General features: G+C 39.7%; 17 protein-coding genes. 16 read left to right on the top strand and 1 reads right to left on the bottom strand.

The features are described 5' to 3' along the window. Positions 1 to 25: 25 nt before the first annotated feature. Together G6R02_RS08840 and uppS are read left to right on the top strand one after the other, a co-directional pair. Positions 26 to 1,507, top strand: a complete 1,482-nt coding sequence (locus tag G6R02_RS08840) for a DUF4153 domain-containing protein (RefSeq protein WP_164668856.1) — start codon at positions 26 to 28, stop codon at positions 1,505 to 1,507. Between the two features lie 6 nt (positions 1,508 to 1,513). Beyond that, the gene (uppS, locus tag G6R02_RS08835; RefSeq protein ID WP_164668855.1) at positions 1,514 to 2,212 is read left to right on the top strand and encodes a polyprenyl diphosphate synthase; all 699 of its coding nucleotides are present in this window, start codon (positions 1,514 to 1,516) and stop codon (positions 2,210 to 2,212) included. A gap of 711 nt (positions 2,213 to 2,923) precedes the next feature. On the opposite strand, the gene G6R02_RS08830 is transcribed toward uppS, so the two are convergent. Continuing rightward, positions 2,924 to 3,334 carry an Lrp/AsnC family transcriptional regulator gene (locus G6R02_RS08830; RefSeq protein WP_164668854.1) on the bottom strand — a complete coding sequence of 137 codons (411 nt, stop codon included), beginning with the start codon at positions 3,332 to 3,334 and terminating at the stop codon, positions 2,924 to 2,926. Positions 3,335 to 3,452: 118 nt separating this feature from the next. On the opposite strand from G6R02_RS08830, the gene G6R02_RS08825 reads away from it, so the two are divergent. From G6R02_RS08825 to G6R02_RS08760, 14 genes are all read left to right on the top strand, one after another. Further along, positions 3,453 to 4,214 carry an MBL fold metallo-hydrolase gene (locus G6R02_RS08825; protein ID WP_164668853.1) on the top strand — a complete coding sequence of 254 codons (762 nt, stop codon included), beginning with the start codon at positions 3,453 to 3,455 and terminating at the stop codon, positions 4,212 to 4,214. Positions 4,215 to 4,590: 376 nt separating this feature from the next. Then, a complete protein-coding gene (locus G6R02_RS08820) occupies positions 4,591 to 5,187 on the top strand; it encodes a peroxiredoxin family protein (protein ID WP_164668852.1) in 597 nt (198 codons plus the stop codon). 218 nt (positions 5,188 to 5,405) lie between these two features. Further along, positions 5,406 to 5,702, top strand: coding sequence for a rhodanese-like domain-containing protein (locus G6R02_RS08815; RefSeq protein WP_164668851.1), 297 nt, complete (start codon positions 5,406 to 5,408; stop codon positions 5,700 to 5,702). Positions 5,703 to 5,720: 18 nt separating this feature from the next. Continuing rightward, complete coding sequence (locus tag G6R02_RS08810; protein WP_164668850.1) at positions 5,721 to 6,311, top strand: sulfurtransferase TusA family protein; 591 nt, start codon at positions 5,721 to 5,723, stop codon at positions 6,309 to 6,311. 3 nt (positions 6,312 to 6,314) lie between these two features. Next, a complete protein-coding gene (locus G6R02_RS08805) occupies positions 6,315 to 6,719 on the top strand; it encodes a DsrE/DsrF/DrsH-like family protein (RefSeq protein WP_164668849.1) in 405 nt (134 codons plus the stop codon). 18 nt (positions 6,720 to 6,737) lie between these two features. Then, positions 6,738 to 7,868 carry an MBL fold metallo-hydrolase gene (locus tag G6R02_RS08800; RefSeq protein ID WP_164668848.1) on the top strand — a complete coding sequence of 377 codons (1,131 nt, stop codon included), beginning with the start codon at positions 6,738 to 6,740 and terminating at the stop codon, positions 7,866 to 7,868. A gap of 72 nt (positions 7,869 to 7,940) precedes the next feature. After that, positions 7,941 to 8,168, top strand: coding sequence for a sulfurtransferase TusA family protein (locus tag G6R02_RS08795; RefSeq protein ID WP_164668847.1), 228 nt, complete (start codon positions 7,941 to 7,943; stop codon positions 8,166 to 8,168). A 50-nt stretch (positions 8,169 to 8,218) separates the two neighbouring features. Beyond that, positions 8,219 to 9,001 carry a sulfite exporter TauE/SafE family protein gene (locus G6R02_RS08790; RefSeq protein WP_164668846.1) on the top strand — a complete coding sequence of 261 codons (783 nt, stop codon included), beginning with the start codon at positions 8,219 to 8,221 and terminating at the stop codon, positions 8,999 to 9,001. 36 nt (positions 9,002 to 9,037) lie between these two features. Next, entirely contained in the window at positions 9,038 to 9,403 is a 366-nt protein-coding gene (locus tag G6R02_RS08785) for a rhodanese-like domain-containing protein (RefSeq protein ID WP_164668845.1), read from the top strand. A gap of 78 nt (positions 9,404 to 9,481) precedes the next feature. Next, a complete protein-coding gene (locus G6R02_RS08780; RefSeq protein ID WP_164670352.1) occupies positions 9,482 to 9,871 on the top strand; it encodes a DUF302 domain-containing protein in 390 nt (129 codons plus the stop codon). Positions 9,872 to 10,068: 197 nt separating this feature from the next. Then, positions 10,069 to 10,329, top strand: a complete 261-nt coding sequence (locus G6R02_RS08775; protein WP_164668844.1) for a metal-sensitive transcriptional regulator — start codon at positions 10,069 to 10,071, stop codon at positions 10,327 to 10,329. Positions 10,330 to 10,366: 37 nt separating this feature from the next. After that, on the top strand, positions 10,367 to 10,873 hold the full coding sequence (locus G6R02_RS08770) for a class I SAM-dependent methyltransferase (protein ID WP_246202534.1): 507 nt from the start codon (positions 10,367 to 10,369) through the stop codon (positions 10,871 to 10,873). A gap of 188 nt (positions 10,874 to 11,061) precedes the next feature. After that, entirely contained in the window at positions 11,062 to 11,709 is a 648-nt protein-coding gene (locus tag G6R02_RS08765; protein ID WP_164668843.1) for a hypothetical protein, read from the top strand. Then, on the top strand, positions 11,709 to 12,467 hold the full coding sequence (locus tag G6R02_RS08760) for a cytochrome c biogenesis CcdA family protein (RefSeq protein ID WP_164668842.1): 759 nt from the start codon (positions 11,709 to 11,711) through the stop codon (positions 12,465 to 12,467). Before G6R02_RS08765 ends, G6R02_RS08760 begins: the two co-directional genes overlap by 1 nt. Positions 12,468 to 12,469: the final 2 nt, after the last annotated feature.

Here is a 12,469-nt window from a genome sequence, read left to right as displayed (position 1 = left end):
TAACATAGTAAGGGGTGGTTGGTAGATGGATACCGTAATTAAAAGGAATGAATGGCTGTTTATACTTAGTTGTCTAGGGCTTGGCATACTTGCGGAAATCAGCTTTTTTCATGCTCGGATAGGAGTCTCGTATCTAATCTGTCTCACAGGTTTTTATTTGGTGGTGTTTGTGCGGTTTAGACAGGGGTTCAACCACCGAAGAATCGGCCTTTTAGTAATGGGGTGTATCTGGCTACTGGCAGCGAGTTATTTATTGTATGACAACGCGCTATTCTACTTGCTGAATATTGTAGTTATCCCGTTTCTTGTGCTCTTCCATGTGGTCTTGATTACAAGCTCCGGCAACCTGAAATGGGGCAAGCCCGTATTTTTGGTGCGAGTGGCGGCAAAAATTGGGCAGGGTGTCGTCTACAGCACCCGATTTTGCAACAGATTATTTAATCAGGTGTTCCAAAATATGGATAAATCCACATCACAGACAGTGAAGCGGGTGCTTCTTGGAATTCTTCTCGGACTCCCTCTTCTTGGCCTGATTACCATCCTGCTCATGTCAGCGGATGCTGTCTTTCAGGAGATAGTGCTTAGTCTGCCACAGTATATTTTTGAATTAAACCTGGAAGTTATATTCCGGGCAGCAACTATGTTGGTATTCGCATTTCTGTTTTTTGGCTTTTTGCAGGTCCTGCGGGGTAATAGACGAATACCCGCTCAGGAAAAAATAGATGAGGTCAAAGCAACCATTAGCTGGAATGGGATAACGACAGTGACAATTCTGATTCTGCTTAATGCGGTTTACGCCCTCTTTACAATCATTCAGTTCACCTATTTCTTCAGCGATGGGCTTCAGGAAGGCTTTACCTACGCGGAGTACGCGAGGCGCGGTTTTTTTGAACTGGTAATCGTTACATTGATTAACTGGACGATTCTGATTTGTTGTCTGAAACTTGTAAGTGAACAGGGTGCCAGATTAAAGCTGGTGCTTAAACTGATGTATTCGCTGCTGGTTTTCGTCAGCGGAGTGATGCTGGTATCCGCTTATCAGCGGTTGAGTATGTATGAAGCTGCATATGGATTTACCATGGACCGGATTTTGGCTCATGCATTCATGATTTTCCTGATTGTGATTTTTACCTACACATTTATTCGTGTCTGGCTTGAGCGACTTGCACTCCTGCACTTCTATCTGATCACAGGGCTTGTGTTTTATACAGCACTGAATGTCATGCATATTGAACAGATAATCGTGGATGAGAATCTGGAACGTTTTGAGGAGACCGGTAAGATTGATATCCATTACCTCAATTCTCTTTCATACACAGGTGTTGAGGGATTAATAGAACTGTACAAAATGGATCCGGATTATCCGGAGCTTGAACGTATGCTGTATTTCCGTCAGCAAATGATGAAGAATAATCCATTGGATGACTGGCAATCGTTTAATTTTACGAAGCAAGAGGTCCGCGAGCAGCTGCTCGGTCTGGAACTGGACAAATACGGAGGAGCGTGAAGTTGAATGTATCGAGGAAGTCCTAACCACGTGGCAATCATTATGGATGGGAATGGCAGATGGGGTAAAAAAAGACGTTTGAGCCGAAGTGAAGGCCATTATGCTGGGGCAAAGCGAATGGAAGAGATTATTGATGCCGGTATTGTATATGGCATCAAGGTCCTGACACTGTATGCCTTCTCATCGGAAAACTGGTCCAGACCGTCAGATGAGGTAAATTACCTGATGGATTTGCCTGTAAGATTTTTTAGTAGAAAACTTCCTGAATTTATGAAGCGAAATATTCAAATCAGGATTTCCGGAAACATATCCCCGCTTCCCGTTAAAACCCGGGAAGTGCTGGAAAAAGCAGTTACCCGTACAGAAAATAACACTGGTATTATCGTCAATTTCGCTTTCAATTATGGTGGCAGGAGTGATATTGTCCATGCTGCTAGAACGCTGATTGAGGAAGTTAACAGTGGGAAAATCAGCAAGGATGATATAAATGAGGAAAAAATACAGCAATATTTGTACACGGGGGATCTGCCGTCACCTGACATGATTATCCGAACGGGCGGGGAGAAGCGGATAAGCAATTTTCTGCTCTGGCAGTCTGCTGAGTCAGACCTGTGTTTTCTGGATGTATATTTTCCCGATTTCACGGGGGAGATGTTTGCTGAAACGATTGGTCAGCAGCCAGTGAACAGTTATTTGAGCGGGTGAATAACGCCATATAATACAATCAGCACATATCCGGAATAATAATCTACTGTAGCTTAAAGTGTATAGGTAAAAAAGGGGAAATAAAAAACAATAATGGTGGTGATTATGTTGCAAAATGAAAGATATTCTTGGTTGAGCTATACATCTTTTGGAATGGGAGTATTATCTTTTGTTAATCTTTTTCGCATTTTACATCATTTCTACCGGAAGTGTTGTTACCAATAGTATACTTAGTAGGGCCTCCCTTCTTTTATAATACTAGATATAATAGCATTACGAAAAAGGTGAGAATAGACTTTTAGACAATATAGGTATATTGGGAGTTAATAATTGGAATTTCTTTGTTCTGTATTATAGGTTTTTTCTGGTTTATTACACTTGTACGTCCAAACTAAAAATGAGGATTCTTCAAGTAATCATCATATAGTAAAAAATATTTTGGGATAGATAAATAATAGACTTTTTATAAGTTTTTGATCAGCGTTTACTATTGCCAGCATCGATTGTTTTTATTTATGTATACACCGTGCTTTATAAATCAATAGAACAAAGGGTGCGTTGTTTAAAAAGATTGATCAACACAGTCTCTCAAAATATTCCGTATTGAAGAATTTTCATTATAAAAGTTTGATCATTCTCTGCTTGAATTATCCAGTTAAAGCACCCTTTGTGTAGTAATTTCTGTTTAGTATAACGAAATAACTAAAAGCACTATTTCTTGATAACAATTGATAATTTATAATTCGCGTGTTCGTTTACGTCTTCCAAAAATTCATTTAATACTTTATTGGAGGGGAATCTGCATTCAAGAAGATAACAACCATCTCCACTGATTTTATAGTTTCTTAAGACATAATTCTTATGGGTTTTTATCAAAGAAAGAAAAGGTTGATGATTGGTTCTTTGTATCATAATTGTAATAAAAGCATGTATCGAGCAGCCTAATTTACTTTGATCAACTTTAATACTATATCCCTCGATAATGCCACGTTCCTCTAATCTTGTCACCCTATCGGAAACAGCTTGTCCAGTCAAATGGACTTTCTCCCCTAATTCTTTCATGGTGATGCGACTATTTTGGAAAAGTTCATTTAATATATTCATATCTGTTGAATCCAACATCGTTATATATCCTTTCATTTTTCAAGTCACAAGGTAAAAAGACTTGTTTCTATCTATGTAATTCATGATATCCATAGTATAAACTAGAGATATATTAAATGAAAGGAATGAATTTGATATGAATTTACAACAAATACGAAATGCGACAATCGTCGTTGAATATGCAGGTAAAAAGTTTTTGATTGACCCCATGTTAGCAGAAAAAGGGACCTACCCGCCTTTTCCAGATTCACCTAGACAGGACCAAAACAATCCACTGGTCAGCCTGCCCGTAAGTATCGACGAGGTTATTGATGGTGTGGATGCTGTGATTGTTACCCATTTACATTACGATCATTGGGATGATGCTGCCAAAGAGGTGCTTCCAAAAGACATCAAAATATTTTCTCAAAATGAAGACGATGCAACCGAAATCCGTAATGCAGGATTCCAGGATGTAGAAGTTTTACAAGAGGACACCGTCTTTGAAGGAGTCCAGTTAGTTAAAACAAAAGGTGAACACGGAAGAGGAGAAATCCTAAAACTTGCTGGTCTGGTGTGCGGGGTTGTTTTTAAACACCCAACTGAAAAAACGTTGTATGTAGCTGGAGACACAGTGTGGTATAAGGAAGTTCAAAAAGAAATCAATACACACAACCCTGACGTAATTGTCGTGAATGCTGGCGATAACCAATTCAATGAAGGCGGTTCACTTGTCATGGGGAAAGATGATGTCTATAACGTATATGAAGCAGCTCCTGATGCAACCATTATTACTGTACACATGGAAGCCGTCAACCATTGGGATTTATCAAGGAAAGAATTAAAAAGTTTTATTAATGAAAAAGGAATCTCTTCTAATGTGTCAGTGCCGGACGACGGAGAAAAATATTTATTTTAAGGATGTAAAAAAGACAGAAAAGTTCTGTCTTTTTTCATTAATATTGCGAAATGCGGTTCTATCCAACTCATCGTTATTAAAAGGTGGTACATTTTCTCCACCTTTTATTTTTAATGTAAATCGATATATATGAAAGTATCTCCAAGCTAACTGCACCGCTTTTACAAGGATAATGGGAGTATTTTGGGATAGTCTTGTATTTGATATAGGTATAATGTGGATTTACATGAAGTTCAACAATTTACCCACTTGAATTAAAAATAAATATTCATTTTCATCAAATTTTCATATTGATACTTTACTATGGAGAACAAGAAGAAAATCAAGACTTGAGTGAAATGATTGTCCGTTCAGGAAAGTTTGGAGGTTACGAGCAATGAAAAAAGTAATTCTTACCCTTGTTGTAGTAGGAATGTTTAGTTGGGCTGTTTATGATTTCTCATCCTCAACTAATAAATCAGCTGTTGATGAAAATACTACTTCAGGCGGGGTCGAAATCACTTCACCATCGCCAGCCGGGGAAGATGGACAGGTCAAGGAGACTGATGAAGTAGGAATTTCAGTTGGGCAAATCGCTCCAGATTTTAAATTAAAAACAATTGAAGGGAAAACGATGCGCTTATCTGACTTTCGGGGTGAATGTGTCATCGTCAATTTTTGGGCTACATGGTGCCCGCCTTGCAGAGCGGAGATCCCTGATTTTCAAAAGTTATATGATAATAAAGATGTGGAAATATTAGCGGTGAACTTGACAAATACAGAAAACAGCAAATCGGATGTCAGGGAATTTGTAAAAGAGTATGACATGACATTCCCGGTCCTGATGGATGTAGAATCCAATGTTGCTGAAACGTACCAGGTAAGGGCATACCCGACCTCCTATATGATTGATTCCAGTGGCCATATACAATATGTTGCATTGGGTGCAATGAATTACGACCTTATGATTCAGGAATTGGCAAAGATGGAATAGTTAATCATATCTTTTTCAATGAAAGATATAAAATTGCGTTTGACAATATACATGCAGGGGTATATAGTATTGGATGTCATGTTTTCAATAAGGGTTCACAATAAAAGCGAACCCTATTTTTAAACATTTATAAATACCCCTACTCGTATATGTAGTAACAAAAATCGACTGGCGGTAGAAAAGAAGTATATAAATTGTTTCAGGAGGTGAATCAAAAAATGAAAGAAATTAAGTCGAATGAACTCGCAGAAATCATAAATGATAAGACGGTTCATGTTATTGATGTTCGCGAGGATGATGAGGTGGCACAAGGGAAAATCTCCGGTGCGAAACACATTCCATTGGGAGAGGTACCAAACCGTCTCGATGAACTGGACAAAAATAAACACTATTATTTGATTTGCCGTTCGGGAGGCAGGAGTGGCAATGCTTGTCAGTATCTAGAGATTAACGGGTTTGATGTCACGAATGTTGACGGCGGTATGCTCGCATGGACGGATGAAGTTGAAAAATAAAGGAGGAGGTATTATCTGATGGGTATTACAGCAAATGAAACATTGGATGCAAAAGGTCTTGCTTGTCCAATGCCGGTTGTCAAAACTAAAAAGGCTATTTCTGATTTGGCCCCAGGACAGGTAATGGAAATACAGGCAACGGATAAAGGCTCCACTGCTGATATTAAGGCCTGGGCTGAAGGTACGGGGCATCAATATCTTGGCACGATTGAAGATAATGAAGTGCTGAAGCATTATTTGCGTAAAGCAAGTGATGACGAAGTGAAAAATGAAACGAACTATGGTGATGTGATTGATTTGGAGAAATTCCGCGATAAGGTTGATAGGTGGGAAGATATGCTGATTATTGATGTCCGTGAGCAGGCCGAATATGCATTTAGCCATATTCCGGGAGCACTTAATATTCCGCTTGGGAATTTGATCGATCGTATGGGTGAAATCAAGCTTGACAAAGAAATCAATGTTATTTGCCGAACCGGGAGCCGCAGCAATCTTGCTGCTCAAAAATTATCGGAAAATGGATTTAGAAATGTAAAAAATGTAGTGCCGGGCATGGCCGAATGGGATGGCCCGACAGAACAATCTACGGAATCATTTAAGGAGGAATAAACAATGGAAAAGAATAACACACGCGTAGCAATTATAGCAGCAAATGGGGGTATGTTCGATGCTTATAAAGTATTCAACATCGCAACTGCAGCTGCAGCATCTGACAAAGAGGTAGGGATATTTTTCACATTTGAAGGGTTAAACCTGATTCATAAAGAAGGCCATAAAAATCTGCCGCTGCCGGAAGGAAAAGAACATTTTCAGGAAGGCTTTGAAAAAGCGAATGTTCCTTCAATCAGTGAACTATTGGAAATGGTACAGGAAATGGGCGTGAAAATGATTGGCTGTCAAATGACGATGGATGTTATGAATTTGGAAAAGGACGATTTTGTCGAAGGCATTGAGGTGGGTGGTGCAGCATCTTTCATTGAATTTGCCAAAGATGCCGATATCTCACTGACATTTTAAATAGTAGGAGGCTAATGTATGACAAAGAGTATTACAACTGATGAACTTGCAAAACGGGTTGTCAACCGTGAGGAGACTCTCATTCTGGATGTTCGGAATACGGATGAGTTTGATGATTGGAAGATAGAAGGAGACAGCGTTGAAATAATCAATGAACCTTATTTCAACCTGCTGGATGGTGTTGATGCTATAGCGGATAAAGTTAACAAAAATCAGGAAGTAATTGTTGTATGTGCCAAGGGAGGCTCATCAAAAATGGTGAGAGACCTTTTGGAAGAAGAGGGTTTTACACAAGCTTATGACTTAGAGGGCGGCATGAAAGCCTGGAGTGAACATTTGGAGCCAGTCAAAATAGCAGACTTGAATGAAGGTGGAAGTCTTTATCAGTTTGTCCGCCTTGGGAAGGGCTGTTTGTCATATATGGTCGTTTCCGACAAAAAAGCAGCAGTCATTGATGCTAATCGTATGACAGATATTTATGAACGATTTGCTGAAGAAAAAGGTGTATCGATTGAGCACACAATGGATACGCATCTTCACGCCGACCATATTTCGGGTGGACACCAACTCGCCAAAAGTACTGGTGGCACGTATCATTTGCCGGATAAAGATGCTGTAGAAGTAACGTTTGATTATGCATCATTGGAAGAAGGAACTGATATTACTGTCGGCAACACAACCATTCAGGTGCAGCCAATCTATTCACCGGGACACACAATTGGAAGCACATCGTTGATTATTGATAACAAATACTTGCTGACCGGCGATATTTTATTTGTGAAATCGATTGGCCGCCCTGATTTGGCCGGTAAGGCTGAAGATTGGGTCGGAGATTTACGGGAAACACTGTATAGTCGTTATAGAGAACTGTCTGACGATCTGAATGTATTGCCTGCCCACTATTCTTTTGTGGAGGAGCTTGGAAATGATGGGAGCGTCAAGGCACGGCTTGGTGACCTGTATCAGCGTAATTCAGGCCTGCAGGTGGAAGATGGACAGGAGTTCCGGAAAATGGTAACGGAGAATCTGCCGCCGCAGCCAAACGAACACGACAATATTCGTCAGACCAATATGGGTAAAATGAACCCGAAAGCTGAAAAACAACGGGAAATGGAGATTGGTCCCAATCGTTGTGCAGTACACGGCTGATACAACCCCGCTGAAAAGCCGGGTTCAGTAAATGCACTAAACCACAAAATAATGAACAAGGAGGAACTTATGATGGAAGCAGTGAAAGTATTGGATGCAAAAGGAATGGCATGCCCTATGCCAGTTGTGAAAACCAAAAAGGCAATCGATGACATTGAATCGGGTGAAATTCTGGAAGTTCATGCGACGGACAAAGGTGCAAAAAGTGATTTAACAGCTTGGACTAAATCATGTGGTCACGAGCTGGTGTATCAAACCGAAGAAGATGACGTACTGCAATTCTGGATTAAGAAAGCCTAACAAGGGGCCCTTATTCAGGGGTCTCTTCTTTTTATGGAAGGAGTATGGCTATGGAATACAGCTTAATGTTCATATTGGTCCTGTTTTTAATTGGATTTGGCGGATCATTCCTATCCGGGATGGTTGGTATCGGCGGATCAATTGTTAAATATCCGATGCTGCTGTACATTCCGCCTTTATTAGGACTATCAGCGTTTACAGCGCATGAAGTTTCCGGCATTAGCGCCGTTCAGGTTCTGTTTGCCACAATTGGCGGGGTATGGGCATACCGGAAAGGTGGATACCTAAACAAAACACTTATTATTTATATGGGGATAAGTATCCTGCTTGGAAGCTTTATTGGTGGTTATGGATCCCGTTTCATGGCGGATGGCGGCATCAATTTTGTGTATGGTGTAATGGCTACCATCGCAGCTGTTATGATGTTTGTTCCTAAAAAAGGGATCGATGATACCCCGCTTGACCAGGTTTCCTTCAACAAGTGGCTGGCTGCATTTTTTGCATTTATAACTGGTATTGGAGCTGGAATCGTAGGTGCGGCTGGTGCATTTTTATTGGTTCCAATCATGCTGCTTGTCCTAAAGATACCGACACGTGTAACGATAGCATCTTCACTTGCTATTACATTTCTTTCAGCTGTCGGTTCAACAGCAGGTAAAATAATAACCGGCCAAGTATTACTTATTCCGGCTATCATTATGATTATTGCAAGCCTGATTGCATCTCCGCTTGGTGCAAATGCCGGTAAGCGGGTTAATACGAGAGTATTACAAGGCATTCTTGCCGTTCTGATTCTGGCAACAGCTATTAAAATATGGTCGGATTTTTTCTAGGATAACCACTGATCTAATGGATTAGGAGGGAGTTGGATGGAAATTTTACAATGGATTTCTTTCATTATTATAATTGCATTTGTGGTGAACTTTTTTCTCCCGACAAAAGGGGTCTCGAATATAACCGCAAAAGAAGCAAAAGATAAATTTGCGGAAAAAGGTATACAATTCATTGATGTAAGAACACCTGGTGAGTATAAAGCGAATCATCAGAAAAAATTTACAAATGTACCATTAGCCAATTTATCAAAACGTATAGGAGAATTGGATAAAAACGAGGAAGTAGTCGTTATCTGCCAAAGCGGTATGCGCAGCGCAAAGGCTGCCAAAATTCTTAAGAAACAGGGTTTTGAAAAGGTATCTAATGTTAAAGGCGGAATGGGTACCTGGGGTATAAGGTGAACGATATGGTTGGCGGATTGGGCAGATGGAGTGGCAAACTGGAAAAATAATTTTATTTCAGAAAGGGAGTTTTTAGGTATGTTCCATTATACAGTTGAAACGAAAAAGTCAATGGAGGAAATAATCAGTGCACTTGAAGAAAGCCTAAAAGAAGAACAATTCGGGGTACTTTGGCAATTTAATATCAAGGAGACTCTAAAAAATAAAGGCTTTGAATTTGAGCAGCCATATCAAGTTCTGGAAGTTTGTAATCCAAAAGAAGCGAATAATGTGTTAACTGAAAACCAACTTGCAGGCTATTTTCTTCCATGTAAGATTGTTGTGTACCAGGATGTTGAAACGAACAAGACTAAAATTGGCATGCCAAAACCAACAGCATTAATTGAAATGGTAAATGATGAATCGTTAAATAGATTTGCAGCCGATATAGAAAACAGACTGATTGCATGTATTGATAAAATTATTTAACCTTGTTGATAGTAACAAAAATTTCTTTTCTTTAAGAATGGAAACTTTTTTTGTGATTTTTAATACCCCACTATGTATAATGAAAATGATGATAAGTAATTCCCATTACAATTGAAGGAATGTATCTTGTATAACGCACCACTGGAATTAATTAAATAAATTTTAAGTTTGAAGAATGAAAAGGGAGATGCTGTTCAATGAACTATGATGATCAAGTAAAAAATAGAATGAAACGTATTGAAGGTCAAATCAGGGGACTATTAAAGGCAATGGAAGAGGGAAAAGAATGCCGGGACGTAGTGAATCAGATGACAGCCGCCAGAAACGCGCTCGATCGCACAGCGGCATTAATTGTCAGCAGAAATCTGGAAGCGTGCATTCGCGAGGAGGAGGAATCCGGTCGAAATTCTGAGGATATTATTAAGGAAGCAGTAGATCTGCTTGTAAAAAGCCGGTAATCCTCCCGAATCGTACATTAAGTGAAAGGAGATAACAATGACTGATAAACGTTTTAACCCGGAAAAAGCACATAAACTCATGAGTGCTGACCGCAGAAAAAAGTTGCCGCCGGAAGAAATAATCAGGTATTTGGATTTAGATCAGAATGACACGGTTGCCGACCTTGGTGCCGGTACCGGTTATTTCACGATTCCCATAGCCAAACAAACAAAAGAAATTTATGCAGTCGATATTGAACCGAAAATGCTGGGAATCCTGAAGGAAAATGCAATCCAAGAACAGCTTGCAAACATTCATTATGTGGAAAGCGACCTTGATCACATCCGGCTCGATGACAAATCTGTGGATAAAGTTATGATTTCGCTTGTCCTCCACGAAGTACCGGATATAAAACAAACACTGGATGAAATAAAACGGATTTTGAAACAGGGTGGACAATTATTCATAATTGAGTGGGAAGCTGTTGAAACCGAATCCGGTCCGCCATTAAATCATCGGATTCCTTCCAACGATATGAAGAATTCAATGGAAAATAACGGTTAAGGCTGAATTAATCCAACTGAATCCGGATAATTATGCAATCAAGGCTGTACCAAAATAAATAACTGATAAGCAATGAAGGGATTGATTTACGTACCTTCATTGCTTTTTTACTGTTTTTAAATTATTTTAATCAAATTTTCACATTGCTAATGTAATATGTAATCAGCGTACGAATGGAGGAACACGCAGTGGTGACAGCAAGCAAATTAATCTCAATTGGTATCATGGTTTTCAGTTTCTCAATCGGATTTATAGCCCTGTATATTTTTGGCGGTCTGTCAAAAAACAAGCGAAAAATTTATGTGGATGAAATGGTTTCACAGCTCATTAATCTGATTATATTTGTCTGGGCAGGAAAAATTATCTTGCATTTTAGTATTTTTATTGGGGATCCGCTGTCCATACTGGCATATCCAAGTGATTCGAATTCATTTTATCTGGCGGTGTTTTTCAGTGCGGTGTTATTTTTTTATAAGGCTTCAAAGTGGCAGCTGGATACGTTGTTATTCCTGGAATCGTTCCTGCTTGTTTTATTGATGGCGTCGTTTACATATGAATTTACCCAATATATATGGAATGACAATCCATTTGCATTTGGGTATCTCATTTTACTGGCTGTCCTGTTGATAGTATTTATTTTTTCCCAGAATCGTTTTTCATCGGGGACGTTAATCCTCGTTATTTTGACGGTCTGGTGTCTTGGTGTTATGTCACTGCTGTTCATTCAGCCGTTCGTGACAGTGTTTGGTTATATAATCACACCATGGTTTTTAAGTCTTTTTTACATCGTTGGTTTTTTATATATTCTATTTTGTAAAAGAAAGAGGAGATTGTAATGGGTGGAATTGAAGCAGATACGATGTTACTCGTCGGGATGTTACTGGCAGTCGGGGCAGGGGCCTTATCCTTTTTGTCCCCCTGTGTGCTGCCAATTTTCCCGGCTTATATGTCGTACATTACCGGAATCAGCGTGAAAGAATTGCAGGGAGACAAGAATACGAAAATACGTCGGCAACTGTTAAGTCATTCGCTTATTTTCCTGGCGGCGGTTTCCTTGGTATTCATGAGTTTGGGTGCAAGTGCTTCCTTTCTGGGTCAGTGGGCGCAGAATTTGCTGATAGGTGAATCCGGGTTGCTTATTCAACGGATTGCCGGAATTCTCATTATTGTGATGGGACTTTTTGTTGGCGGCTGGATTAGCATCTCATCACTGATGAAGGAAAGACGGCATCAGTTCTCCAAAAGGCCTGAAGGGTATCTTGGAACATTTTTTATTGGACTGGGTTTTGCTGCAGGATGGACACCATGCATAGGACCGATTTTCGGATCCATTCTCCTTTTGGCCGCAAGTAATCCCAATCAGGGTGTGTTTTACACGGTTATGTATGTAATTGGATTTTCGTTACCGTTTCTTTTGTTGACTTATTTCCTTGGTTCGACAAAATGGATTGTCAGACACAGCCAGGTCATTATGAAGGTTGGGGCAGTAATTATGATTATTATGGGTCTGGTGCTGTTTTTCGGACTGATGCCGCGTATTACTGGTTTTCTGCTTGATCTGGTGGAAGGTACATGGTTATCTAATTTAGGATAATA

Origin of the sequence: Virgibacillus doumboii, from assembly GCF_902806455.1 — a bacterium.
Lineage (GTDB): Bacteria > Bacillota > Bacilli > Bacillales > Amphibacillaceae > Lentibacillus > Lentibacillus doumboii.
Note: the sequence above shows the minus strand (reverse complement) of the source record. Positions and strands in the feature narration are given on the sequence as shown.

Bases quoted from the DNA above. Each gene is read 5' to 3' on its own strand.
- G6R02_RS08840 (WP_164668856.1), top strand. From the start codon at position 26: ATGGATACCGTAATTAAAAGGAATGAATGGCTGTTTATACTTAGTTGT.
- uppS (WP_164668855.1), top strand. From the start codon at position 1,514: ATGTATCGAGGAAGTCCTAACCACGTGGCAATCATTATGGATGGGAAT.
- G6R02_RS08830 (WP_164668854.1), bottom strand. From the start codon at position 3,334: ATGTTGGATTCAACAGATATGAATATATTAAATGAACTTTTCCAAAAT.
- G6R02_RS08825 (WP_164668853.1), top strand. From the start codon at position 3,453: ATGAATTTACAACAAATACGAAATGCGACAATCGTCGTTGAATATGCA.
- G6R02_RS08820 (WP_164668852.1), top strand. From the start codon at position 4,591: ATGAAAAAAGTAATTCTTACCCTTGTTGTAGTAGGAATGTTTAGTTGG.
- G6R02_RS08815 (WP_164668851.1), top strand. From the start codon at position 5,406: ATGAAAGAAATTAAGTCGAATGAACTCGCAGAAATCATAAATGATAAG.
- G6R02_RS08810 (WP_164668850.1), top strand. From the start codon at position 5,721: ATGGGTATTACAGCAAATGAAACATTGGATGCAAAAGGTCTTGCTTGT.
- G6R02_RS08805 (WP_164668849.1), top strand. From the start codon at position 6,315: ATGGAAAAGAATAACACACGCGTAGCAATTATAGCAGCAAATGGGGGT.
- G6R02_RS08800 (WP_164668848.1), top strand. From the start codon at position 6,738: ATGACAAAGAGTATTACAACTGATGAACTTGCAAAACGGGTTGTCAAC.
- G6R02_RS08795 (WP_164668847.1), top strand. From the start codon at position 7,941: ATGGAAGCAGTGAAAGTATTGGATGCAAAAGGAATGGCATGCCCTATG.
- G6R02_RS08790 (WP_164668846.1), top strand. From the start codon at position 8,219: ATGGAATACAGCTTAATGTTCATATTGGTCCTGTTTTTAATTGGATTT.
- G6R02_RS08785 (WP_164668845.1), top strand. From the start codon at position 9,038: ATGGAAATTTTACAATGGATTTCTTTCATTATTATAATTGCATTTGTG.
- G6R02_RS08780 (WP_164670352.1), top strand. From the start codon at position 9,482: ATGTTCCATTATACAGTTGAAACGAAAAAGTCAATGGAGGAAATAATC.
- G6R02_RS08775 (WP_164668844.1), top strand. From the start codon at position 10,069: ATGAACTATGATGATCAAGTAAAAAATAGAATGAAACGTATTGAAGGT.
- G6R02_RS08770 (WP_246202534.1), top strand. From the start codon at position 10,367: ATGACTGATAAACGTTTTAACCCGGAAAAAGCACATAAACTCATGAGT.
- G6R02_RS08760 (WP_164668842.1), top strand. From the start codon at position 11,709: ATGGGTGGAATTGAAGCAGATACGATGTTACTCGTCGGGATGTTACTG.